The 23,379-nt window shown below is 73.0% G+C and carries 16 protein-coding genes and 1 pseudogene; 9 read left to right on the top strand and 8 right to left on the bottom strand.

Going from position 1 to position 23,379, the window contains the following annotated elements; genetic code table 11:
- The first annotated feature begins 98 nt into the window (after positions 1-98).
- Complete coding sequence (locus OOK31_RS05865) at positions 99-302, top strand: hypothetical protein (protein ID WP_267011243.1); 204 nt, start codon at positions 99-101, stop codon at positions 300-302.
- Positions 303-320: 18 nt separating this feature from the next.
- Here the strand turns inward: OOK31_RS05865 and OOK31_RS05860 are convergent, their stop codons facing one another.
- Positions 321-2,312, bottom strand: a complete 1,992-nt coding sequence (locus tag OOK31_RS05860; protein ID WP_267011242.1) for an N-6 DNA methylase — start codon at positions 2,310-2,312, stop codon at positions 321-323.
- Positions 2,313-2,644: 332 nt separating this feature from the next.
- Here OOK31_RS05860 and OOK31_RS05855 point away from each other — a divergent pair, with 332 nt between their 5' ends.
- On the top strand, positions 2,645-8,416 hold the full coding sequence (locus OOK31_RS05855; RefSeq protein WP_267011241.1) for an AAA domain-containing protein: 5,772 nt from the start codon (positions 2,645-2,647) through the stop codon (positions 8,414-8,416).
- Positions 8,417-8,481: 65 nt separating this feature from the next.
- Here the strand turns inward: OOK31_RS05855 and OOK31_RS05850 are convergent.
- A pseudogene (locus OOK31_RS05850) lies at positions 8,482-9,237 on the bottom strand (hypothetical protein); the annotation flags it as partial.
- A 194-nt stretch (positions 9,238-9,431) separates the two neighbouring features.
- On the opposite strand from OOK31_RS05850, the gene OOK31_RS05845 reads away from it, so the two are divergent.
- Together OOK31_RS05845 and OOK31_RS05840 are read left to right on the top strand one after the other, a co-directional pair.
- Positions 9,432-10,034, top strand: coding sequence for a hypothetical protein (locus OOK31_RS05845; protein WP_267011240.1), 603 nt, complete (start codon positions 9,432-9,434; stop codon positions 10,032-10,034).
- A gap of 33 nt (positions 10,035-10,067) precedes the next feature.
- Positions 10,068-10,844: a DUF4239 domain-containing protein gene (locus OOK31_RS05840; RefSeq protein ID WP_267011239.1), complete on the top strand. Its 777-nt coding sequence runs from the start codon at positions 10,068-10,070 to the stop codon at positions 10,842-10,844.
- Positions 10,845-10,875: 31 nt separating this feature from the next.
- Here the strand turns inward: OOK31_RS05840 and OOK31_RS05835 are convergent, their stop codons facing one another.
- The 3 genes from OOK31_RS05835 to OOK31_RS05825 form a co-directional block, all read right to left on the bottom strand.
- Positions 10,876-12,060 (bottom strand): MAB_1171c family putative transporter, encoded by a 1,185-nt coding sequence (locus OOK31_RS05835; protein WP_267011238.1) that lies wholly within the window; start codon positions 12,058-12,060, stop codon positions 10,876-10,878.
- A gap of 13 nt (positions 12,061-12,073) precedes the next feature.
- Complete coding sequence (locus OOK31_RS05830) at positions 12,074-12,631, bottom strand: toxin-antitoxin system, toxin component (RefSeq protein ID WP_267011237.1); 558 nt, start codon at positions 12,629-12,631, stop codon at positions 12,074-12,076.
- Between the two features lie 64 nt (positions 12,632-12,695).
- On the bottom strand, positions 12,696-13,364 hold the full coding sequence (locus tag OOK31_RS05825) for a helix-turn-helix transcriptional regulator (RefSeq protein WP_267011236.1): 669 nt from the start codon (positions 13,362-13,364) through the stop codon (positions 12,696-12,698).
- Between the two features lie 217 nt (positions 13,365-13,581).
- Here OOK31_RS05825 and OOK31_RS05820 point away from each other — a divergent pair, with 217 nt between their 5' ends.
- The 3 genes from OOK31_RS05820 (at position 13,582) to OOK31_RS05810 (ending at position 18,315) form a co-directional block, all read left to right on the top strand.
- A complete protein-coding gene (locus OOK31_RS05820; protein ID WP_267011235.1) occupies positions 13,582-14,571 on the top strand; it encodes a helix-turn-helix domain-containing protein in 990 nt (329 codons plus the stop codon).
- 243 nt (positions 14,572-14,814) lie between these two features.
- A complete protein-coding gene (locus OOK31_RS05815; protein WP_267011234.1) occupies positions 14,815-16,170 on the top strand; it encodes a 6-phospho-beta-glucosidase in 1,356 nt (451 codons plus the stop codon).
- Positions 16,171-16,323: 153 nt separating this feature from the next.
- Complete coding sequence (locus OOK31_RS05810; RefSeq protein WP_267011844.1) at positions 16,324-18,315, top strand: MDR family MFS transporter; 1,992 nt, start codon at positions 16,324-16,326, stop codon at positions 18,313-18,315.
- A 40-nt stretch (positions 18,316-18,355) separates the two neighbouring features.
- On the opposite strand, the gene OOK31_RS05805 is transcribed toward OOK31_RS05810, so the two are convergent.
- Both OOK31_RS05805 and OOK31_RS05800 read right to left on the bottom strand, forming a co-directional pair.
- The gene (locus tag OOK31_RS05805) at positions 18,356-18,892 is read right to left on the bottom strand and encodes an NUDIX hydrolase (RefSeq protein WP_267011233.1); all 537 of its coding nucleotides are present in this window, start codon (positions 18,890-18,892) and stop codon (positions 18,356-18,358) included.
- Positions 18,889-19,512, bottom strand: coding sequence for a helix-turn-helix domain-containing protein (locus tag OOK31_RS05800; RefSeq protein ID WP_267011232.1), 624 nt, complete (start codon positions 19,510-19,512; stop codon positions 18,889-18,891). Before OOK31_RS05800 ends, OOK31_RS05805 begins: the two co-directional genes overlap by 4 nt.
- A 175-nt stretch (positions 19,513-19,687) precedes the next feature.
- Between OOK31_RS05800 and OOK31_RS05795 the strand changes: the two genes are divergently transcribed.
- Entirely contained in the window at positions 19,688-21,145 is a 1,458-nt protein-coding gene (locus OOK31_RS05795; RefSeq protein ID WP_267011231.1) for an NAD(P)/FAD-dependent oxidoreductase, read from the top strand.
- A gap of 21 nt (positions 21,146-21,166) precedes the next feature.
- Here the strand turns inward: OOK31_RS05795 and OOK31_RS05790 are convergent, their stop codons facing one another.
- On the bottom strand, positions 21,167-22,234 hold the full coding sequence (locus tag OOK31_RS05790; RefSeq protein WP_267011230.1) for an ATP-dependent DNA ligase: 1,068 nt from the start codon (positions 22,232-22,234) through the stop codon (positions 21,167-21,169).
- Positions 22,235-22,309: 75 nt separating this feature from the next.
- Between OOK31_RS05790 and ligD the strand changes: the two genes are divergently transcribed.
- Positions 22,310-23,329, top strand: a complete 1,020-nt coding sequence (gene ligD / locus OOK31_RS05785) for a non-homologous end-joining DNA ligase (RefSeq protein WP_267011229.1) — start codon at positions 22,310-22,312, stop codon at positions 23,327-23,329.
- The last annotated feature ends 50 nt before the right edge of the window (positions 23,330-23,379 follow it).

Raw genomic sequence — 23,379 nt, 5'->3', positions numbered from 1 at the left:
TGCGGGGCCCGTTCGGAACAGGGGCAGTTGCCCGGGGTCGGGTTCGTCGGCGAAGGAGGGCGTCGAGAACAGGGTCCGTACCGGGCGTACGGAACGACTTGGGGTGGCCGACCTCCACGCGTGCCGACCGGCTCGTCCTGGCCCTGCGGGCCGCCGAGTGCCGGCTCGCCTACGGCGAGATCGGCTCCGCCGAGGAGCTGCTGGCGGAGGTACTCGAGAAGTGCGCCGATCTCCCGTCGGGCCTCGCCGCTCAGGTGGCGAGGGCGCGGCAGGAACTCGCGGAACGGGTCGAGGCGTACTGAGGGCGGATCACCCGGAGGTCAGCACTCCGCTGCGAGACGGCCGGAGGCCAGGCTGTCGCTGAGGTCTCGGACCAGCCCGCTCCCGAGGTCTTCCACACGCCCGAGGAGCGACCGGAGGTCCTGCACCTTGCGGAATGCCGCGCTGTACCGCCGCTGGTCCTCCAGGGGCAGTTGCAGGACGTGGAGCCGCCGGACGTCCACGCGGGAGGAACTGGAGGCGTGGGTGCCCGCCTGCCGCTTGTTGGCCGGTGCCCTCAGGCAGCCCGCGAGGAAGTCCGCGTCGAGGAGGTCCGGGGTTGCTCGCAAGGCGTACAGCTGCGGCCCCAGCGCGAGTGGTTCGTGCTGCTGGATCCAGACCTGGAAGGCCCGGTCCACCCCGGCCACCACGATGTCGCCCGGCTCCGCCACGACCGGGGCGTCGGCGCGGTCCAGCCAGGCGGACGGTGTCCCGTCCAGGAGCAGGTCGGGAACGGTCAGGAAGGCGACGGCACCGGCGTCCGGGGCGTCCTTGAGCACCGAGCCCTCGCGCGGCTGCTGCCCACCGCGCAGCGTGAGTGCTCCGGCCCGGGCGAGGTCTCCTACGCTGGTGGCGCCATCGCGGTCCGCCTCGCCCGCCAGGGCGAGGCCGCGCAGTGCCCGGCCGGATGCGGCGAGCGAGCGGACCAGGCGGTCGAACTCCGTCCAGGACACGTCCAGATCGAGGGGGTCGGCCGGGCAGCCCGAGGTCACGTACCGCCCGGGGGTGAGGTCGACCTCCTCGTCCAGCAGGTCGATGAGGGCGACCCGAGCGGCGTGCTCGGGGAGCTCGGCGTCCGGGTCCCCGATGGTGGCGCAGGCGGTCCCGACGAGATCGCGCAGCCGCTCCCAGTCCGGAGGCCCGGCTTCCTTGCCCGCGGCGGAGCGCCGGGCGGAGGTCGCGTCCACCAGCAGGACGGGGTCACCGACCGGTCCCGCCTCGGCCTTCAGCACCCACAGGTGCAACGAAACGCTGTGCGGGGGAGCGGTCCCGGCGGGCAGGGCGATCACCGCCCGCAACTGCGCACTGCGCAGCAGCGCCCCGCGGATACGGCGGCCTGCCCTCCGGGACGCGACGGCGGGCGGCAGCAGCAGAACGGCCGTCCCGCCGGGGCGCAGCCGGGCCAGCGCGTGCTGTACCCAGGCCAGCTCGGGTTCGGTGCGCGGCGGCAGGCCGTGTGCCCAGCGGGGGTCGGTGGCGAGGTCCTCGTATCCCCAGTCCCGTTCGTTGAAGGGCGGATTGCACACCACGACGTCCGCCCTCAGACCGCTGTGCGGATCGTCCAGGAGCGAGTCTCCCGAGCGGACATCCACCGGTCCGAGGCCTGTTCGCCCCGCAGGGAAGGACAGCCGCGCCTGGGCCAGGGCCGCGAGTACCGGGTCCCGGTCGCATCCGGCGAGCACCGCCTGCCCGGGCGCGGCATCGGCGGCGGCCGCCAGCAGGTGCCCGGTGCCGCAGGCGGGGTCGAGGACCGTCAACGGTTCGTCGAAACGATTCACCCCGTGCAGCGCGGTCTCCGCTATCAGGCTGGCCAACTGGGGTGGGGTGGCGCTGATCTGGCGGACATGGGTGTCCAGCCAGCGCTGCAGGAGGAAGTCGAAGACCTCCTTCGCCCCTTCGGTGGCTCCGAGCAGGGCTGCCTCGTCCACCAGTTCCAGGGCTTGGGGGGACAGTCCGTGTTCCCGGGCCCGGTCGGTCCTGCCGGACATGCGCCGTCCGGCGGCGGCGATGGCAAGCCCGGTCTCGTCCCGGGGGCCGGCGGCTTCGAGCCGGGGCCACAGGAGTTCGCGACCTCCGCCCTCCTTCAGCTTGTCGTTGGCGCGCAGCCACTCCTCCACCTCGGCGAGGGAGAAGTGGGGGCTGGCGTCCGTACCACCGATCCGGACGGGAAAGGAGTCGTGGCGCCGCCTCCAATTGCTCACCGCTGCCCGGCCGACGCCGGCGATACGAGCGATTTCGGCCAGCGTGACGGGTGCGTCCTGGGCTGACGGCATTCAGATCTCCGGGGGTGGTGAAGGTCAGGCTCGGGCCGGCCGCGCGCGCCCCGGTGGGTGTGCCGCTATGGGCGGGAGCCAGCCTTGGTCCGCAGGCTACTACGCTCGTTGACTTTGTTCACAGGGGCATGCCTGCTGGAGGGGAGCGTGTGTCCCGGGCCAAAAGGGCGGTCTCGAAATGTCCCTTGTAAGGCACTGCTAGGGTCTGCCTCGTGTACTGAGTTCACATGGCGTCGGGTGGGGTTGTGCGGGGCGGATCGCCGGCACGGCGGACGGCGGCATGCGGACTTCGGGCCGCCGCGCAACGGCGAGCAACTTCCATGGGGTGATGTGTGAGTTCTTGGGATGTCGACACGGCCGACGACGGTATCCAGCCGATCGATTCGACCCATGTGTACGACGACGGACTGCGGGTCCAGGTGGGGGAGGTCCGCCCGTACGCGCCCGCCGATGTGGGGACGGTCTACGGGCTCCGCCCCGGCGACGACCTCGTCTCGTGCACGCTGACCCTCACCAACGGCACCCCGGGAGCCTTCGACCTCGGCGGGATCGACGTCGTGATCCGCTGCGGTGCGCAGGGCAAGGCCGCGCGCAGGGTCCTCGACGACGACTCCGCCCTGCTCGACGGGGAACTGGCAGGTACCCTCCGCCCCGGCCGGACGGTATCCGCCACCTGGGCCTACAGCATTTCTCCGGGCACGGCGGACGCACTGGACATCGAGGTCTGCTTCCTCTCCCGCCACGACCGGGAAAGCGTCACCTTCAGCACGGCCACCGGAGCCCTCCCGCCCGCGGTCGCGGCCCCTGCCGCACCACCCGCCGCGACCGGGGTGAGCACCGGACCGGCCGCACCCGCACACGCCGTTCCGGGGGATCCCCGCATCCCCGAACCGCGGCAGGGGGGAGACGGCCCGGAGCGGGTCCCGCAGACCGCCGACGAGCCGGCGAGCTCCCGGGCCGCAGCCAGGCCCGCACCCGCACCCGCGGCCGCCTCCGACCAGGACAAGGTCCGCCAGATCTTCCGCTTCCTCGCAGCCGCGGAGGAGTCGCGGACCAGGCCCGTGCGCACCCTCGATGGAGCCCAGGGGGTGGTCTGGTTCGCCGACCTGCCGGATGGTCCGGGCATCGCGTCCGTCCTGGAAGGCCCGGTACCCGGAGAGGAAGCCGCCTGGCTCACCGTACGGCGCCCGCAGCGCGAGGAGCCTCCGATGCCGCTCCCGCGGCTCGAACCCTGGGTCCCCACCGACCGGATCCGCGATTTCACGGCCCAGCACTCCCCGCACCTGCGCCGCCGCATCGAGCCCGCCGCTCCGCGTTTCGGGACCGGCATCGAGCTGACGAAGTCCTACCTGGAGCTCGACTCGCACCCGGACCGGGAGAAGATCGAGAAGCTCTACACGACCTGGGAGGCGGCCTGGGGGCTCTGGGCGGCACGCCGCCGGGAGATCGAACCCCTGGTCAAGCTGTACGACCGGCTGCACAAGATGCACGAGGACGCCGTGAACCTCGGCGAATCCTATGAACTCGTCATCGGCTTCGGCCGACTGACCTGGGAATCCACCGACGGGGCGAGGGTGGAGCGGCACCTGCTCACCCACCGTGCCGTTCTGCGCCTGGACGCCGGTACCGGAACCCTCACCGCCGCGCCCGACACCAGTGCCCCCGGCCTCCAGTTGGAGGAGGGCATGCTCGACGCCGAGCAGCACGTCCAGGGCCTGGTGCGCGAGGGGATCAGGGCGACGCTCGAGCGCGCCGCCGACGCGACGGGGACCGAGCAGCTGGACGAGATCGAGACCGCGCTCGTCAGCTGGGTCAACGCCGCCCACAGTGCGGGCCGTTACCTGAAGGGGGAAGAGCGCGTCACGCCCCCGTCCCTCGCCGTTCCCGTGGTCGGGTTCACCCCTGCCCTCGTCCTGCGCGAGCGCACCCGCCGCTCGACGCTCGAATCCCTGAACTCGATCGCCACGCAGGTGGACCGGGGAGCACAGCCCACCGAGCTGCTGCGCTACATGGCCGGCGGCGACGGCGCCCGCACTGCGGGCGAGCAGCCGCAGGCGGACGCCACCCGTCCCGAGCTGTACTTCGCGCTCCCCGCGAACGAGGAACAGCGCACCATCGCGGAGCGCCTGCGGGGGAACCGCCTCGTGGTGGTCCAGGGACCGCCCGGTACGGGCAAGACGCACACCATCGCGAACCTCGTCACGGACCTGCTCGCCCAGGGCAAGCGGGTGCTGATCACCAGCCACACCCCCAGGGCCCTGCGGGTCGTCCGCGACAAGCTTCCCGAGACCGTCAGGGACCTGTGCGTCAGTCGCACCGAGGACGGGACCAGTGCCCAGAGGGAGCTCGAAGCCTCGGTCCAGACCATCCTCGGCCGCTTCGCCGGCTACGACCCCAAGGCCTCGCAGCGCGAGATCGACCAGCTCACCTCCCGCCTGGCCAACGCCCGGCGCCGTCAGTCCGCCCTGCTCACCGACCTGGGGGTGCTGCGCGATCAGGAGACGCGGCACTTCGAGCCGGACCTCGGCGACTACACCGGCAGCCTCCAGCAGATCGCCGAGCGGCTCGCCGCCGAGGCCGACCGGTACCGGTGGATCGCACCGGTGCCGACGCAAGCGCTGCCCCTCACGGCGGGCCAGGCCCTCGGCCTGCTGCACACCGCCCGGGCCTACACCCCCGCACAGCAGGCCCTCGCGGCCGAGGTCCCCGGTCCGGCGGAGCTCCCCGCCCCGGGCGACTTCGACGAGGCGGTGGAGGCGGTCGCCGCAGCCGAGGAGGCGTACGAGGCCGTCCGCGGCGAGCCGGTGGCCGCCCGGTACGACGCACTCGTCAGCGTGCTCACGGACAAGGAACAGCAGCGGCTCGGCGAAGCCTTGAGCGCCTTCGCAGCCGCCCGGGCCGTGGCCACGGCCCGGTCCGGGGCCCTCGGAGACTGGGCGCGTACCGCTCTGACGGGCGTGCTGAGCGGCCAGGACCAGGAGGTGCGTTCCCGCCATGCCGCTGCGGCCGAGGCGCTGGGCGCGGCCGAGACGGCCGTCGCCACCCTCGGCACGGTCCTCGTGTCCGGGATCGAGGCCTTCGGTCCCGCCGAGGCCTTCGCGCTCGCCACCACCTTGCACGACGGGCTGAAGCAGGGGCAGAAGCTCCGCGGCCCCCTCGGCATCCGCACCAAGCTGGCCAAGGCGGTCGGCACCTTCGTGGAGAAGGTCCAGGTGGACGGGCGCTCTCCCGACGGCGTGGACAGTGCGGCGCAGGTACTGGCCCGAGTACAGCTGGAGCTGCGCCTGGCCCGGTTCGAGGGGGAGTGGTCGCGGTCCCAGACGCCCTGGGCCGGACACGCTCCCCGGCTGGCCGCCCTGCGCCAGGAGATCGAGTACCTCGGGGCGCTCCTCCAGGTCGTGACGGCCCGCGCGGACGTGCTCGCCGCCGCGGCGATCGCGCCCGAACTGGCCCATGCGCCCTGGCACGACGTTCCGACCGAGACCGCCGTACGCAACCTGCTGCGGGTCGGTGAGACCCTGCGGGCCGCCGAGGGCCCGCGCCGGCAGCTCGCCACCGCCGCCGACCTGCTGCGCCGGTGGACGGACCGCCCCGGCCCGGCTCCCGCGCTCGTCGCCGCCCGTGAGGCCGTCGCCCGCAACGACCGTGCGGCCTACCGCGCGGCCTGCGAAGGACTTGCGGACGTCCGGGAGGCCGCGCGGCTGAGGTCCGCTCACGCCGCCGCCCACGCCGTCGTCCGGGAGGCGTTCCCGGGGCTCGCCGAGCGCGTCACCACCACCGCGACCGACACCGACTGGGATGCCCGGCTGGCCGCGTTGGCCGAAGCCTGGGCCTGGGCGGCCTGGCACGCACGGATGGAGCGCCTCACCGACCCGCAGGCCGAGCGCAAGCTCACGCTGGGCCTGGCAGAGGCGGACGACGAGATCCGGATCACGCTCAGCAAGCTGGCCGCGGCCCGCGCCTGGCACGGGTCGCTCGCGCACCTCACGGGGGACCAGAGCACCGCCCTGAAGGCGTACCAGAACGCCGTCCGGCGGATCAAGGGCAAGTACCAGCACCGGTACCGCCGCGACGCACAGGTCGCACTGCGGGAGGCCCAGAGCGCGGTGCCGGCCTGGATCATGCCGCTCCACCAGGTGGCGGAGACGGTCCCCATGGACCGGCCGGGGCTCTTCGACGTCGTCATCGTCGACGAGGCGAGCCAGTCGGGTCTGGAGGCGATGCTGCTGACCTGGCTGGCCGACCGGATCGTGGTCGTCGGGGACAGCAAGCAGGTCAGCCCGTCCAACGTCGGCCTCAAGCAGGACGAGTACTTCAAACTCCAGGACAAGCTGCTCACGGGTCTGGACCCCTCGCGCAAGGGCCTGTTCGGCCCGGACAGCAGCTTCTTCGACCTCACCGAGGCGCTGGCCGCCGGCCGTGGAACGCTCATGCTCAAGGAGCACTTCCGCTGCATGCCGGAGATCATCGGCTTCTCCAACCACCTCTGCTACAACGACGACCTGCTGCCGCTGCGCCAGTACGGTGCGGACCGCCTGCCACCCCTGCGCAGGGTGCACGTGGAGACGGGCGAAGCCGTCGGAATGAACACCCGTCTGGTCAACACGAACGAGGCGGCCGCCCTCGTGGACGCACTGGTGAAGTGCTGCGCCGACCCCGCCTACGCGGGCCGCACCATGGGGGTCATCAGCCTGCGGGCGAGCAAGGCGCACACCCAGGAGCTGGAGAACCTGCTCGTCGCCGCGCTCTCGTACGAGGAGCGGGAGTCCCGGCAGATCCGGGTGGCGGACGCGGAAGGGTTCCAGGGCGACGAGCGTGACGTCATGTTCATCTCCTGCGTGAACTCCGCGACGACGGACGCCGGGCGGGTGCCGGGCGGATACAGCGGCAAGACCTACGAGCAGCGGATCAACGTCGCGGCGTCCCGTGCCCGCGACCAGGTGTGGGTCTTCCACAGTGCGAAGGCGGAGCAGTTCCACGAGAACGACCTGCGGCGCGAGTACCTGGACCACCTGTCCCGTCCCGCCGAGGAGGCGGAGGCCGCGCTCCCCGACGAGGTGTCCGCGGACCTGCGGCACGAGGCCTTCGAGAACCTGCTCCAGCAGCGGGTCTACCGGGAACTCGTCGCCGGGGGATACCGAGTGCGCCCGCAGTACCGGGTCGGCCGTCACGCCATCGACCTCGTCGTGGAGGGCGGTACGCAGCGGCTGGCCGTCGAGTGCGACGGCGACAGCTTCGCGGAGGGGGAGGACGCCTCCACCGTCGCGCAGCGCCAGCGCGATCTGGAACGCGTGGGATGGACCTTCGTCCGCATCCGCGGCAGCCGCTTCCACCTCGACCGGGAAGAGGCGATGGCCCCCCTGTGGGCCGAGCTCGCACGACTGGGCATCGAACCGGCGGCGCAGGAACCGGAGGTGCAGGAACCGGAGGCGGCGCCGGAGCCGACCGGTACGGAGCCGGTCGCGGCCGGACTTCCCGAGTCGGCGGGGGCCGGGACGTCCGGCACCGATGAGGTGGCCGACCGTCCAGAGCCGTCCGAGCCCGTCGAGCCGCCGGCCCGGGACGCGCGGCCGGAGGGGTCCCGGTCGTCGGCTGGGGCGCTCTCCCCGCAGCGCTCCGGTTCACTGACGTACCGTCAAGGTCCTTTCCCCGTGCGTGCAGTGGCTCCGGCCTGCTATCAGAGGGTCCTGGTGGAGCTGCAGAAGCTGCGCAGCGCCCTGGAGGAGCCCGACGAGACCCCGGTCGGAGGCGACGCGGCCAATCTGGTGTTCCTGCGCAAGACGCAGAACGACCGCCGAGCACGGCGTGAGCACCGGATCGCCTACCTCCAGACCTTCCTCGACGCGGTGTCGATGGACCGGGAGGCCGGCGATCCGCAGGTCGTCGTCCCCGGGGCGCTGCTCACCCTCGAACTCGACGGTGAGGACGACGGAGCCCTGTACGCGGTCGCGGAACTGGCGACAGGGGGCGAGGACACCATCTCGCCGTCCTCGTCCCTCGGGAAGGCCCTGATGTGGCAGTCCGTCGGCCAGGAGATCGATTACTCCAGTGCCGGCGGCAAGGCGCGCAAGGCGGTCATCCGGAGCATCCGCTCCGCAGGCTGAGGACCCGTACCCGACGTGACGGCCGGGCGGCCGGGACCGCCGGGCCGTCACATCGCGGCGCCCAGGACGAGGAAGGCGAAGACCAGGGCCAGCAGCACCAGGACGGCCGTGTGCAGGCGCGTCAGTTCCGGCGCCGTCGCCGGGTCGGCGGAGTCGGCGGCGGTCTTCTGCTCGCGGTCGCCGGGCAGGAAGCCGCACAGGGACTTCGAGGGATCCTTCTGGACGCGCCGCGCGTAGCGGATGACGTAGAGGATCGTGACGGCGGTGAGCACCACCCACATGGCGAAGCGCAGCACGATCCCGTCGCCCAGCGAGATGCCGGCCGCCGAGGAGGCGACACCCGTCGCGAAGGGGTTCACGGTGGAGCAGAGCGCGCCGATGCCCGCGCCCAGGATGGCGGCGCCGACGGCGACGAGCCGGTCGTAGCCGAGGGCCAGCATCATCGGCACGAGCAGGCCGTAGAAGCCGAGGGTCTCCTCCGCGAAGCCCTCCACGGAGACCCCGGCGCTGCCGTACAGGGCGCCCGTGAAGCCGGGCCCGACCTCGTGGGTGGTGGTGTCCTGGATGCCGTACAGGCCGTTGACGGGGGCGAGGAACAGGTCGTTCAGGCGGTCGGTGAAGCTCTGGGTGCCCTCGACGCGGTGGTAGGTGCCGGAGACGGGGGCGCCGCTGTCGTTGCGGTCGTACTGGCCCGCCGGGACGAGGAAGGCCAGGGACCGGCCGGGCGGGAGGCGTCCACGCGCGCTCCGAGGGTGTCCGGGGTGTCCTCGCCGTCCGCTTCCACGCGCCACCGTCCCTCCGGATGCCGTTGAGCCGATCATCAGGGCGGACGGCGCCCCGCGCCGTGGCGGAATCCGCCGGGAGGGTGACGGGGGCGCGGCCTCCCGGCTGCTCCGGCTGTTCGAAGCCGTCCCCCGGACAGGGATCTTGACCCTTCCGGCGCGTGTCGAAGCCGGGCCTTGATCGTTTCTTCAGCCGTAACCCTCATATCGGCTGCCGCATCGGGAGGACCGCGTTGACGGCTTGGCAGTACTTCGCCGGGGCGGGTCTGGCGGCGGCCCTGTGCCCGCTGCACGGTCACGTGGCGGTCGCCGGGGACGGCCACGGACACGGGGCGCGGGTCGACGTGTGCGTGCCTTCCGCGCAGCCCCGGCCGCCCTCCGCGCGCCCGGACGCCGCCCGGCCGCCCGTACCGCGGCCCCCTGCGCGGCCCGCGCCGTCGCCCTCGCTCCGGGTGACCCTGCCCGGCGCCGAGCGGCCGACCGTGAGCCACCCGGGGCGGGCACCCGGCCTGCCGGGGCTTCCGGCACCCGCACCCGCACCCGCGCCCCCGGCGCCGGGGGAGCCTCCGCAGCCCCCTCCGGCTCCGCCGGCCGCCGGGGCCGAGCCGGATCCGGCCCCCGCCGCAGCTCCGGCTCCGCCCGCGCCCAGGGCCGCCGTCGCGCGGGCCAGTGCCTTCCACGTGCGCCCGTACCACTCGGCGGCCCTGGCCCGGCGCGGCCCGGACGGCATGAGCACCATGATGCTGATGGTGGTCGTCACCACCCCGGCCGTGCTCGCCGCCGCCGCGCTGCGCCCCCGCTCCAAGGGCCGGGGCCAGAGCGCCCCGGCCGGCTGATGAACCCACCGCACCACGAACGGGAGATCCCTCGTGTCCGAATGGCTGGTCCTGGCCATCGCCATGGCGCTCGTCTGCGCCGCCGTCCTCGCCATGACCGCGATCCGGCACCGCCGGGTCGCGGCCGACGAGGACACCAGCGAAACCCCTGACGTCATCGAGTACATGACGATGATGGTCGGCGTGGTCTACGCGATCGTCCTGGGCCTGGCCATCGCGGGGGTCTGGGAGGCGCGCGGCGCCGCCGAGGACAGTGTGCGCCGCGAGGCCCAGTCCCTGTACGAGGTCACCCAGCGCGCCGACGTCTACCCGGCCGCCGTCCGCGACCGGATCCGCGGCGAGGTGGACGCGTACGTCTCCCACACCGTCTCCGTGGACTGGCCGCGGCTGACCTCCGGCGAGGCCGCCTCCGCCGAGGGCGGGCAGCTGCTCGGCAAGCTGCGCACCGACGTCACCCACCAGACCCCGGCGAGCGAACTCCAGGCGCAGGCCTACCAGCCGCTGCTGGACCACATCGCGGCCGCCGACGACGCCCGGCACTCGCGCACGCAGAGCTCCGAGTCGACCCTCCCGGAGGTGATCTGGTTCGGGCTCCTGGTGGGCGGGATCGTCACGATCGGGCTGATCTTCACCCTGCAGATCCGGCGTTCGGGACGCGAACTCCTGCTGGCGGGCCTGTTCAGCGCCCTGATCGTGTTCCTGCTGTTCATGGTGTGGAGCTTCGACGCGCCGTACGGGCGGGACGGGACCGACTCCGCGGGCCCCTTCCAGGACCTGTTCCCGACCGTACTGGTCACGGCCTCCCGCTGACCCTCCCGCGCCGCGGCCCGGCGGCAGGCGCTCAGCCCCGCGCCGGGGCCGCCTGCCGGCGGGCCGCCGCCACGACCGGCGAATGCCGCAGGGCGTGGGAGATGCGTACGAGGTCACGCGCCCCGTCGGCCAGGATGAGGACCCGCTCCCCGTCCGCTTCCTCGAGCGCCGCCGTCCCCTCCGGGTCGGCGGCGCTCGCGCGCACCGCCGCCGCCACCATCGCGGCGTCGGCCACGGCCCGGGCGGTGGCCTCGTCGGCGCCGTCCGCGAGGGCCCGTTCGTAGGCGGTGTCGCGTTGCTCCCGGTCGAAGCAGGGGCCGAGCCGCAGGAACCCGTCGTGGATGTCGGACTCGCGCTGGATCACCCGGATCTCGGCCGGGGACCACCAGGACATCCGCACCCCGGGGGTGCCCTCGGGCGCGGTGCTCTGCACCTCGTGCCAGAGCGGGCCGAGGCGGCGGTACGTCGCCCAGGTCCGCCAGCTGTCGGAGGTCCGCTGGCACACCAGGGGCAGGATGAAGCCGACGGCGCTGACGAGCGCGCCGACGGACGCCAGGGGCGGGGCCACGTACGTGCTGAGGGCGTCCAGGTCGTACCCCAGCCAGCGCGCGACGACCGCGGACATCTTGGTGGCGTCGTAGGTCAGGCTGAACCCGTACCCCGCCACGATGATCACCAGGCCGCCGCGCAGCCAGCCGCGCACCTGGAGGGACCAGCGCCAGCACATCGCGCTCATCGTCATCGCGGCCACGTTGTGCGCCAGCAGGTAGAGGGCGATCATCACGCGGATGTACGGGGTGTTGGCGTAGTGCGTGTCGAAGTCGCGCAGCCGCTGCTCAGGGGCGTCACCGAGGGCGAACAGCACCGCGATGGCCACGATGACGGTGGCGTAGCCGGAGATCCAGCGCTGGGAGGTGCGCCGGATCTCCTCCGGCGGGCCGCCGCGCCAGTTGAACATCAGCACCAGGCAGGAGGCGCTGAAGGCGGTCATCAGGCAGTACACCAGCGGGGCGGAGAAGTTGGGGATGCCCGTCCAGTCGTTGACGGCGCCGATGGTGGGCGGTGCGGCGAAGGTGAACACCGCGCCGGCCAGGGTCAGCAGCACGCAGACCGACCGCAGGAGCGGGTCGCGCCAGTTGTTGCGCAGGGCCGGCAGCTTGAAGACGAGTGCGATCGCCATCGCGGCCGCCGGGATGTAGTAGTCCTGGCCTTTCAACGGTGGTTCCTGTTCAACGGTCGTTCCTGTGCCCCCGGTAGCCGAGGGAGGTCTCGATGCGGCCCGCCAGCTCGTCGCGCTGGGCGGGCGCGCGGTGGCTGGAGGATCCGGCCAGCCAGGTGCGGCACCGGCTGCCCAGGAGCAGGCCGAAGGTCTCGGCCTCCGTCTCCTCCTGGACGTCGGCGCGGGTGCGCGCGGCGACCCGGCGGACGGTCTCGCCGATGTCGGCCTGGTCCGTCAGCAGCCGGGCGGCGACGGCGGCGCCGTCGACGTGGTGGCTGCAGTGGCCGGCCTTCATGTGCCACAGCTCGTGGCCGAGGATCACCAGCTGGTGGTCCGGTGCGGTGCGCTCCTCGATCACGACCAGATCGCGGTCCGCCATGTCGAGCCACAGACCGCTGGCCGTCCCCTGCGGGAAGGCGGCCATCCGGAACTCCACGGGGCGGCCGCGGTGCCTGCTCATGCCCTCGCAGAGGGCGGCGTAGAGATCCACGGGTTCCACGGGGGCGGCCAGCTTGATGCCGGCCACCAGCTCCGCGCACAACCGCCGCTGCGCTCTGCCTATGCTCACCGTTCTCCCCGTCGGCGCGGATCCGGATCAGGACTCAAGGATCAGATCCAGACTTTCGACTGGGTCATGATTCGTTCGGTTTGACGCTTTCGAGAAGCATGTCCAGCCATTCGGTCACCTTGTCCCGGTGCTTGTCGCTGGGCAGTTGGGCGGCGCGCCAGGCGATGCCCCGTACACCGTGGTTCTGCAGGAGTCTTGCCAGCGGATCGCCCGCCGAAGCGGCCTCCGCCGGAACAGTCTGCCGCTCGCGGCCCGCGAAGTCCTGCAGCAGCTGCTGCTCGGTCCGCTGGAGGGCGTCGGTGAGGGCGTCGGCGTCGTGTGCGGTGAGGAAGCCGGCGTGCACCCCGAAGAAGCGCTGGATCGCGTCACAGTGCTCCATCGTGGGCCGGCGGTCACCGTTGATCAGGGCGCCGGCCTGCTGCCGGGACATCCCGGCGCCGTCCGCGATCTCCTGCTGGGTGTAGCGCCGGCCGTTCTGTTTGACCCGGGTCCGCCGGAGCAGGTCGAGGCGCTGGAGGAAACGCGCCTGGAGATCGGGTTCGCCGGCCCGCCTGCCGTCCAGCAGGGTCTTGACCACGTCGGTGGGGACTCCGGAGGCCTCCGAGAGCTTTCGGAGGTCGAAGACCTGGTTCAGGTCGCGGCCCATTTTGTTCGCGAGTTCGGCGACCCGCGTGACGGTCGCTGCCAGCGGCGCGTTGGCCACCGCGACGGGAGCCGGGAAGCCGTCTGTCACCAGTGGTTCTCCTAGATCGCGCGAGGTCAGTGGGCACGTGGTCGGCCTCAGGGAATCTATCCGGTATGCCTCGGGAGAGCCAGAACTTGCCACAGCTGTGGCGGGAATGAGCTGTCGCAAGGCTGGAATTGCCACGATAGTTGACACTCGAATGAAGTCGGTAGCAGGATCGCCACACGGAAATGAAGATCCAGACCGTGAGGAGGGGGAGCTCTCGGTGCCACATCTCGCAGCGGTGGGCCAGTCCGATGGCCTCGTCCGAGCCGGTGAGGAGCGCCTGGCGGGCGAGGAGTCCGCGCGTGGCGCAGTACGGTCGGAGCGGCGCAAGGAGATTTTGCGCCAGCGCCGTGAGGAGCTGGGCCTGAGCCAGGAGGACCTCGCTTCAAGGCTGCGCATCAGTGTCCGTGCCTACGGGAACTGGGAGCGCGGGCTCGTCAAGGAATGGACGGACCGCAAACTCCTCGCCCTGGCCGAGGCCTTGGAGATGAGCGAGCGGCAGTGCTTCTGGCTCTTCCGGGTCATGGTCGACCGGGACCCGCCGCCCACCTGGCGTGCGGCGGAGGAGAACCGGCTCCCGCAGGATCCGGCCCAGCGCGACTACCTCGTCGACTACGCGGCCCTCATGGAGGCCGTGCCGTACCCGAGTTTCCTGGTGGACCACCGCTGGGACGTGGCCCTCACGAACTCGGCGTTCGACCGGCTCTTCCAGACGGTGCGCCCGCACCCGACGGCCCTGCCGGACGACAACTTCCTGCGCTTCGTGCTGTTCCACCCGGACGCCGCGGCCGTGCTGGAGGACCACGAACCGGCCTGGTGCGTGCCCCTGCTGGCCCAGTTCGCGAACGCGCTGGCCGCCGCCCCGGAGGACGAGGGGCTGCGCAGCATCCGCCAGGAGGTGGCTCGTGACCCGTTCATGGAGGCCGCCTACCGGTACGGGGTTCCGCACTGGCTGAGCACCCACGGGGAGCTGGCCGCGGAACAGGACGGCGCGGTGCGGACCGTACGCCACCCCGACCCCGGCTGGGGTCTGGTGCGGTGCCGCATGGTGGCGGAATCCAGCCGAATGCTGGAGGGCATGGGACTCACCCGGGTCACCCTGGTGCTCTCGGCCCCGCAGGGTCTGCCCACCGGCCCCGTGCGCGGTGGCGCCGGATTCCCGCAGCAGCAGGGCGCGCGGCTGCGGGCCGTGCCGTCGCCGGTGGACTGAGCGGGCGGGGGACACTGGTGCCCTGAAGCGTGTGCCGCGGCTCGTGCCGGGGCCGGGCCGCGGCCCGTGCCACGGAACGTGCCACGATCCGTGTCACCGCGCGGATGTCACCGATCGTGGCATCGGGTGCGGTGGCGCGGCAGTGCGGGGCGGGTGGCGCGGGGCGCGGGAGTGCCCCGGGTGCGGGGTGCAGGTCCCGGGAGGCCGTGGCACCGGTCGTGAACGGCGAAGGGCGGTACGGGCATGCGGTTGACCATCCTCGGCGGGGGCGGGTTCCGCGTACCGCTCGTCTACGGAGCCCTCCTCGGCGATCACGCCGAGGGAAGGGTGTCCCATGTGACGCTCTACGACGAGGACTCCGGCCGGCTCACCGCCATGGCCCGGGTGCTCGCCGACCAGGCGGCCGCCGCCGGGGTGCCGGACGCCCCCCGGGTCACCGCCACCGGCGACCTGGACGAGGCCCTGCGCGGCGCCGACTTCGTCTTCTCGGCCATCCGCGTGGGCGGCCTGGAGGGCCGCGCGGCCGACGAGCGGATCGCCCTGGCCGAGGGAGTGCTGGGCCAGGAGACGGTCGGCGCGGGCGGCATCGCGTACGGCCTGCGGACGGTGCCGGTGGCCCGGGAGCTCGCGCGCAGGATCGCCCGTACCGCCCCCGGGGCGTGGGTCATCAACTTCACCAACCCGGCGGGCATCGTCACCGAGGCCATGGCCGAGGAGCTCGGGGACCGGGTCATCGGGATCTGCGACTCACCGGTGGGTCTCGGCCGCCGGATCGCCCGGCTGCTCGGCGCCCGCCCCGAGGAGGCCTGGATCGACTACGTCGGCCTCAACCACCTGGGCTGGGTGCGGGGCCTGCGGATCGGCGGCCGTGACGAACTGCCCCGGCTGCTGGCCGACACCGAGGCCCTGGAGTCCTTCGAGGAGGGCCGGCTCTTCGGGGCCGAGTGGCTGCGCTCGCTGGGCGCGGTCCCGAACGAGTACCTGCACTACTACTACTTCAACCGTGACACCGTACGGGCCTACCAAGAGGTGAAGCAGACGCGCGGCGCGTTCCTGCGCGACCAGCAGCGCGGCTTCTACGCCGAGGCCGGCCGGCCCGGAGCGCCCGCCGGGGCGGCCCTGGCCGCCTGGGACCGGACCCGGGCCGAGCGCGAGGCCACGTACATGGCCGAGAACCGCGAGGTGGCGGGCGTCGGCGAGCGCGAGGAGAGCGACCTGGAGTCCGGCGGCTACGAGCGGGTCGCGCTCGCGCTGATGCGGGCCGTCGCCCGGGACGAGCGGGCCACCCTGATCCTCAACGTCCGCAACCGGGGCACCCTGTCCGTGCTCGACGACCGGGCGGTGATCGAGGTGCCCTGCCTCGTCGACGCGAACGGCGCGCACCCGGTGGCGGTGGACCCGCTGCCGCTGCACGCCGTGGGACTGGTGACCTCGGTGAAGGCGGTCGAGCGGGAGGTGCTGGCCGCCGCCGCGAGCGGCTCGCGGGCGGACGCGGTGAAGGCCTTCGCGCTGCACCCGCTCGTCGACTCCGTGACCGTGGCCCGGCGCCTGCTGGACGGGTACGCGGCGGAGCACCCGGGACTGGCCTACCTGCGCTGATCCCGGCCGGGACCCACCCGTACGGCCCCGTGCCGGGTGCGGTGCGGCGGGGGCGCTGTGAGAGTGCGAGATGTGACCACTGCCCCCGCCGCGCCGGCCGCGGCGCCCCCCGTGCTCGACCGGCGGCGGCGCAACGTCGTCTTCGGCACGATCATGCTGGGCGTGCTGCTGGCGGCCCTCGACCAGACCATCGTGGGCACGGCCCTTCCCACGATCGTGGCGGACCTCGGCGGCGGGGACCACATGTCGTGGGTGGTCACCGCCTATCTGCTCGCGGAGACCGTCGCGACGGTGCTGGTGGGCAAGTTCGGCGACATGTTCGGCCGGAAGCTGATCTTCCAGGTCTCGGCGATCATCTTCATCACCGGCTCCTTCCTGTGCGGCCTCGCGAGCAACATGACCCTCCTCATCCTGTGGCGGGGCGTGCAGGGCATCGGCGCGGGCGGCCTGATGGTCACCTCCATGGCGCTGATCGCCGATGTGGTGCCGCTGCGCGAACGGGGCAAGTACCAGGGCGCGATCGGTGCCGTCTTCGGGGTCGCGACCGTCATCGGACCGCTGCTGGGCGGGCTGTTCACCGACCACCTGACCTGGCGCTGGTGCTTCTACGTCAACGTCCCCATCGCGATCCTCGTGGTCGTCGCGGCCGCGCGCACCATCCCCTCGGTACGGGCCGTCGGCCGGCCGGTCGTCGACTACCTCGGCATCGCCCTGGTCGCGATCGGCTCCAGCGCCCTGATCCTGGCCACGAGCTGGGGCGGCAACGAGTACGCCTGGACCTCAGGCATGATCATCGGCCTGTTCGCGGGCGGCGCGATCGCCCTGGCGCTGTTCTGCCTGGCCGAGGTCCGGGCCGCCGAACCGATGCTGCCGATGCGGCTGTTCCGCAATCCGGTCTTCACGGTGTGCTCGGTACTGAGCTTCGTCGTCGGCTTCGCGATGCTCGGCGCCATGACCTTCCTGCCGACCTATCTCCAGTACGTGGACGGGGATTCGGCCACCGTGTCGGGCGTACGGACGCTGCCGATGGTCATCGGCCTGCTGATCGCCTCCGTCTTCAGCGGGAACGTCACCAGCAAGACGGGCCGCTACCGGATCTTCCCGATCGTGGGCAGCGCGGTGATGGGCGTCGGGCTGTACCTGCTGTCGCTCATGGGGCCGCAGACCGACGCGTGGCTGGAATCGCTGTACATGTTCGTCCTCGGCACCGGCATCGGCCTGTGCATGCAGGTACTGACCATCGCCGTGCAGAACACCGTCGACTACGCCGACCTCGGCACCGCCACCTCCGGCGTCACCTTCTTCCGTACGCTCGGCAGCTCCTTCGGGACGGCGGTCTTCGGGACCATCTACGCCAACACCCTGGAGCCCGCCCTGAAGACGGCGGTCGGCGAGGCCGCCACCGCCACCGGGCAGGACCCGGCCGAACTGGCCGCGGCCGCGCAGAGCCCGCAGGGGGTGCGCGGGCTGGACCCGGAGGCGGCCGCCCCGGTGATCGCGGCGTACGCGGACACCCTGCAGACGGTGTTCCTGTGGACCGTGCCGGTGGCCGTGGTCGGCTTCGTGGTCGCGCTGTTCCTCAAGCAGGTCCCGCTACGGGACACCGCGCGGGCCGGATCCACCGACATGGGCGACGGTTTCGCCTCCCCGGCCACCGCCTCAGGGGACTCGGCGAAGCTGCTGGAGCTGGCGGTAGGCAAACTCGTACGGACCATGGGGCCGGAGACCGCCCGCGCGATCGTGAACGGCTCCGACACGCGGCTGGACATCGCCGGCGCCTGGGCGGTCATGCAGGTGGACCTGCTGACCCGGACGGTCGGCCACGCCAGCCTGCGCCTGATGGCCTCGCGCCGGTCCGTGCCCCCGGAGGTACTGCTGCCGGTGTTCGAACGGATGGCGGACGAGGGCTACCTGGCGCGGGAGAACGGCTTCTTCGCGCTCACTCCGGGCGGGCAGCGGGAGGCCGACGTCATCTCGGCGGCATGGGCGCACTGGCTGGGGGACCAGCTGGAGAAGGACCGCGGGCGGCCGCGCAGCGCCGAACTGCGGGTGGCGGCGGACGCGATCGCCAAGCGGCTGCTGGCGGAGGACCTGAGGGAGGGGAACTTCGCGGCGATGCCGGGGGTGGGGGCGGGGCGGGGGTAGGGCGGGCTCCGGGCCGCCCCTCAGGTGTCCGGGGGCGTCGCTAGATCGTCTCCTGGGGTGCCTGGGGTGCCTGGGCCGCCTGGGCCGCCTGGGTCGTCGGCGTCGTCGGTGTGGTCGGGTAGTCGTGCGAGGGCACGCGCGGGAGGCCCGGCAGGTCCGGCTTCCAGGCGCGCAGCACGGCGGCCGTGGGGGCGTAGAGCGCGCCCGGGATCTCCTCCGGGGCGAACCACCGCCAGCGGGCGATCTTGTCGGGTTCGGTGACGGTGGGTGTGCCCTCGGCGGAGCCGGTGAGCGCGGCGGCGGTCAGCCGGGTCTGCTCCGGGCCGGCGTAGAGCTGGACGGCCAGCACGCGGATGTCCTCGGGGGCGGCCCGTAGCGCCGTCTCCTCGGCGAGTTCCCGGGCGGCGGCCTGCTCGAAGGCCTCCCCCGGGTCCACCTTGCCGCCGGGCAGTTCCCAGCGGCCGTCGTGGGCCTGGCCGAGCAGCAGCCGGCCGTCGGCGCCGAGCACGATCAGGCCGACGCCGACGATGGCGTTGGGCTCGGGGACGATCCGTACGGCGGATCGGGGGGTGCTCATGCGGGGTTTCCTTCCTGGGGCCGGGCGGTGGGCTTGGCCCGTACGTGGATGCGCTCGCCCTGGGGGCCGAACATGCTGAGGAACTCGGCGGTCTGCGGTCCCGCGTTGAAGAAGACGTGCGGGACGCGCGTGTCGAACTCGGCCGCCTCTCCGGGGCCGAGGACCAGGTCGTGTTCGCCCAGCAGCAGGCGTACGCGCCCGGACAGCACGTAGAGCCACTCGTAGCCCTCGTGGGTGCGGAGCTCGCGCTCGGGCGGGGGTCCGTCCAGCGGCGGCAGGATCAGCTTGTAGGCCTGCACACCGCCGAGGTTGCGGGTCAGCGGGATGTAGGTGTTGCCGTGCCGGACGAAGGGGCGCGGGCGGATCCGGGGATCCCCGGTCTCGGGCGCGCCGACGAGCTCGTCGAGCGGTACCCGGTGCGCCTTGGCCAACGGGAGCAGCAGCTCCAGGGTGGGCCGCCGCTGCCCGGACTCCAGCCGGGACAGGGTGGAGAGCGAGATCCCGGTGGTCTCGCTGAGCTGGGCCAGGGTGACCCCGCGCTGCTGGCGCAGTGCGCGCAGCCGCGGCCCCACGGCGGTGAGCACCCCGGCGAGTTCCTCGTCGCGTTCGTCGGCAGCCATGTCCCCATTTGCCGCTTCGGCAAGCCGATTTGTCAACTGCCCCATACAGGTAGTGGACGCAGATACGAATGTCGGACAGATGTACGAGTTTCGGCCAGGTCGCGGCAGTGCAGGCTCTGGCGGTCCGATCGTCGTACTTCGTCCTCGTCCGTCTCGTCCGTCCAGGGGGATCCGCATGGCGCACGTGCTGCTCATCGGCGGAGGGGTCGCGGGGGCGGCCACCGCCCTGCTCCTGGCCCGGCAAGGACACACGGCCGAAGTGTTCGAGAACGACCCCCGTGCTCCGGGTACCGCCCTCGACCGGGACTCCTTCGGCTGGCGCCGCCCCGCCGTACCGCAGGCGGCCCAGCCGCACGTCCTGCTCGGAGCCGCCCGCACGCTGCTGCGCACCGAGCTGCCCGACGTCCACGCCGAGATGCTCCGGCTCGGCGCCCGCGAGCGGCACGAGCTGGACTGGTTCGACGTACGGCCGCCCGCGCGGCCCGGCGACGAGGACCTGGTCATGATCGAGGCCCGGCGCATCGTGCTGGAGAGCGCCCTGGCCACCGCGCTGCGCGCCGAACCGGGCGTGGTGCTGCGCCACGGGGAGCCGGTCACCGGGCTCATGACGGCGGCCGGGGCCGGGGCCGGGTCCGGGATCCGGGTGACCGGGGTGAGCACCCGCGGCGGCGCGTACGGGGGCGACCTCGTCGTGGACGCGGCCGGCCGCCGCGGCGGGGTCGCGCGATGGCTCGCGGCGGCCGGCTGCCGCCCCGGTACGGCCGAGCGGCACCGCACGGGGCTCGCGTACTTCTGCCGCTGGTACCGGCTGCCCCCGGGCATGGAGGAGGGGCCGCGCCGCCCCTGGACGGTGACCGGCGGCGGCTTCGCGGGCTGCGCCGTCTTCCCGGCCGACAACCGGGTCTTCGCCGTGACCCTGTTCCTCCACACCTCGGACCCCACCCGGTCCGCCCTGCGCGACCCCGGCGTCTTCGAGGCCGCGGCCCGGGCCTTCCCGCCCGGCGGCGCCTGGCTGGGACTGGGCGCCGAACCGCTGACCGGGGTGCTGGCCACCGCGAGCCTGGACAACCGGTGGCACGCCCTGGCCGACGAGCGGGGGCCGGTGGTGAGCGGGCTGGTGCCGGTCGGGGACGCCCTCACCCACACCAACCCGACCCTCGGGCAGGGGACCTCCCTCGCCCTGTGGGCGGCGCGGCGGGTGGCCCGCACGGCCCACCAGGACCCCGGCTCGGCCCGGTTCGCCGCCGGCTACCACGACTGGGCCGTGTGGACGCTGAAGCCCTGGTTCGACTACCAGGTCGTCGCCGACGCGGCCATCGGGGAGCGGTTCTCCACGGGGGTGGCCGGGCTGGCGGGTGCGGCCGGGCGGACGGGCGGGGCCGGGCGGACGGGGGCGGCGCGGCGTACGGGGACGGCGCGCGGGGTGGCCGCGCTGTTCGAGTGCGCGCTGGACGACCCGGAGGTGATGCGGGCCCGGGCCAGGGTCCGGCACCTGGCCGAACCGCCCGGAACGGCCTACGCGGATCCGGGGATCCGGGCCCGGGTGGCGCGCTGGCTCGCCGCGCGGCCCGACTGGGTGCCGGGCGGCACGGGGCCGGACCGGGCGCAGTGGGAGAAGCTCACGGCAGCCTGAAACCCCGACCGGGGGCCCGGCTCAGCCGGGGGAGCCCAGTACCTCGCCGAGGTCGTAGCCGACGACCTCCTCGAGCTGGGCGTACGTACAGCTCTCCGGTTCCCGGTCGGGCCGCCAGCGGCCGAACTGCGCGGTGTGCCGGAAGCGGTCGCCCTCCATGTGGTCGTACTTCACCTCGCAGACCCGCTCGGGGCGCAGCGGCACCCAGGACAGGTCCTTCTTGCCCGTCCAGCGGCTCTGCGCGCCCGGCAGCCGGGCGCTCTCGTGCGCGGACTCCTCGGCCCACGCGGCCCAGGGGTGGCCGGCCGGATCCGGCATGCGCAGTGGTTCCAGTTCCTCCACGAGTTCGGCCCGGCGCTTCATGGGGAAGGCGGCGCAGACGCCCACGTGCTGGAGCGCGCCCTGCTCGTCGTACAGGCCGAGGAGGAGCGATCCGATGATCGGACCGCTCTTGTGGAAACGGAAACCCGCGACGACGACGTCCGCCGTACGCTCGTGCTTGATCTTGAACATGATCCGGGCATCGGGCCGGTAGGGGAGGTCGAGGGGCTTCGCGACCACCCCGTCCAGTCCGGCGCCCTCGAACCGCTCGAACCACTCCCGCGCGAGTGCGGGGTCGGTGGTCGCGGGCGCGAGGTGCACGGGGGGCCGAGCGGTGGACAGGGCACGGGTGAGGGCGGCACGGCGTTCGCCGAGCGGGGTGTCGAGGAGCGCCTCGTCGCCGAGCGCGAGCAGGTCGAAGGCGACGAAACTGGCCGGGGTCGTCTCGGCCAGCAGCTTCACGCGGGAGGCGGCGGGATGGATCCGCTCGGTCAGCCGGTCGAAGTCGAGCCGCCGGCCGTGGACGACCACGATCTCCCCGTCCACGACGCAGCGGGGCGGCAGATTCTCCTTCAGCGCGCTCACCAGCTCGGGGAAGTACCTGGTCAGGCTCTTGCCGGTGCGGCTGCCGATCTCGACCTCGTCGCCGTCGCGGTGCACGATCGCGCGGAAGCCGTCCCATTTGGCCTCGTACTGCATCCCGGGCGGGATCTTCGCCACGGACTTGGCGAGCATCGGCTTCACGGGGGGCATCACCGGCAGATCCATACCTGAGATTCTGCGGTGGTACGTCCGGCCCCGCCCGGTATGCGCCCCCGGTCGAGCCCGCCTACCGTGGCGCACATGGGTGCTGCGGGTGGTGCGATCGAGCTCGAAGCCGGCGGGCGGACGGTACGGCTGTCCAGCCCGGACAAGGTGTACTTCCCGGAGCGGGGCCTCACCAAGAGGGACGTCGCCGAGTACTACCTCGCCGTCGCCGACGGGATCATCCGCGCCCTGCGCAACAGGCCCACGACCCTGGAGCGGTTCCCGGACGGGGTGGAGGGGGAGTCCTTCTTCCAGAAACGGGCCCCCAAGAACCTGCCCGACTGGATCCCGACCGCGCACATCGCCTTCCCCAGCGGCCGCACGGCGGACGAGATCTGCCCGACCGAGCCGGCCGCCGTCCTGTGGGCCGCGAATCTGGGCTGCCTCACCTTCCACCCCTGGCCGGTGCGCCGCGAGGACACCGACCGGCCCGACGAACTGCGCATCGACCTGGACCCGCAGCCGGGCACCGACTACCACCACGCGGTGGCGGCGGCCCACGAACTACGGGTCCTGCTCGAGGAGTTGGGCCTGCGCGGCTGGCCCAAGACCTCGGGCGGGCGCGGGCTGCACGTGTTCGTGCCGATCGAGCCGCGCTGGACCTTCACCGAGGTCCGCCGGTGCGCGATCGCCCTGGGCCGGGAGCTGGAGCGGCGCATGCCGGGCAAGGTCACCACCGCCTGGTGGAAGGAGGAGCGCGGCGAGCGGATCTTCGTCGACTACAACCAGACCGCCCGCGACCGCACCATCGCCTCGGCCTACTCCGTCCGCCCGCGCCCGCACGCCCCGGTCTCGGCGCCGCTGCGCTGGGACGAGGTGGACGACGCGGAGCCGCGCGACTTCGACATCGTGACGATGCCGGCGCGGTTCGCCGAACTGGGCGACCTGCACGCCGACATGGACGAGCACGCCTTCGGCCTGGAGGCCGTGCTGGAGCTCGCCGCCCGCGACGAACACGAACACGGCCTGGGGGACATGCCCTACCCTCCGGACTACCCGAAGATGCCCGGCGAGCCCAAGCGGGTCCAGCCGAGCCGCGCCAAGCACGACGACTGACCCCCGGGCCCGGCCGCCCGGCCCGCTCACCTCCGGGTGCGGTACGCACT

Source organism: Streptomyces sp. NBC_00249, from assembly GCF_026342355.1.
Lineage (GTDB): Bacteria > Actinomycetota > Actinomycetes > Streptomycetales > Streptomycetaceae > Streptomyces.
The sequence above is the reverse complement of the archived record's forward strand: the minus strand, read 5'-3'. Positions and strand labels throughout refer to the sequence as shown.

What these genes read in the sequence shown, in the direction of transcription:
- OOK31_RS05860 (WP_267011242.1), bottom strand. Translation starts at nt 2,312, where the DNA reads ATGCCGTCAGCCCAGGACGCACCCGTCACGCTGGCCGAAATCGCTCGT.
- OOK31_RS05815 (WP_267011234.1), top strand. Translation starts at nt 14,815, where the DNA reads ATGCGGTTGACCATCCTCGGCGGGGGCGGGTTCCGCGTACCGCTCGTC.
- OOK31_RS05810 (WP_267011844.1), top strand. Translation starts at nt 16,324, where the DNA reads ATGCTGGGCGTGCTGCTGGCGGCCCTCGACCAGACCATCGTGGGCACG.
- OOK31_RS05805 (WP_267011233.1), bottom strand. Translation starts at nt 18,892, where the DNA reads ATGAGCACCCCCCGATCCGCCGTACGGATCGTCCCCGAGCCCAACGCC.
- OOK31_RS05800 (WP_267011232.1), bottom strand. Translation starts at nt 19,512, where the DNA reads ATGGCTGCCGACGAACGCGACGAGGAACTCGCCGGGGTGCTCACCGCC.
- OOK31_RS05795 (WP_267011231.1), top strand. Translation starts at nt 19,688, where the DNA reads ATGGCGCACGTGCTGCTCATCGGCGGAGGGGTCGCGGGGGCGGCCACC.
- OOK31_RS05790 (WP_267011230.1), bottom strand. Translation starts at nt 22,234, where the DNA reads ATGGATCTGCCGGTGATGCCCCCCGTGAAGCCGATGCTCGCCAAGTCC.
- ligD (WP_267011229.1), top strand. Translation starts at nt 22,310, where the DNA reads ATGGGTGCTGCGGGTGGTGCGATCGAGCTCGAAGCCGGCGGGCGGACG.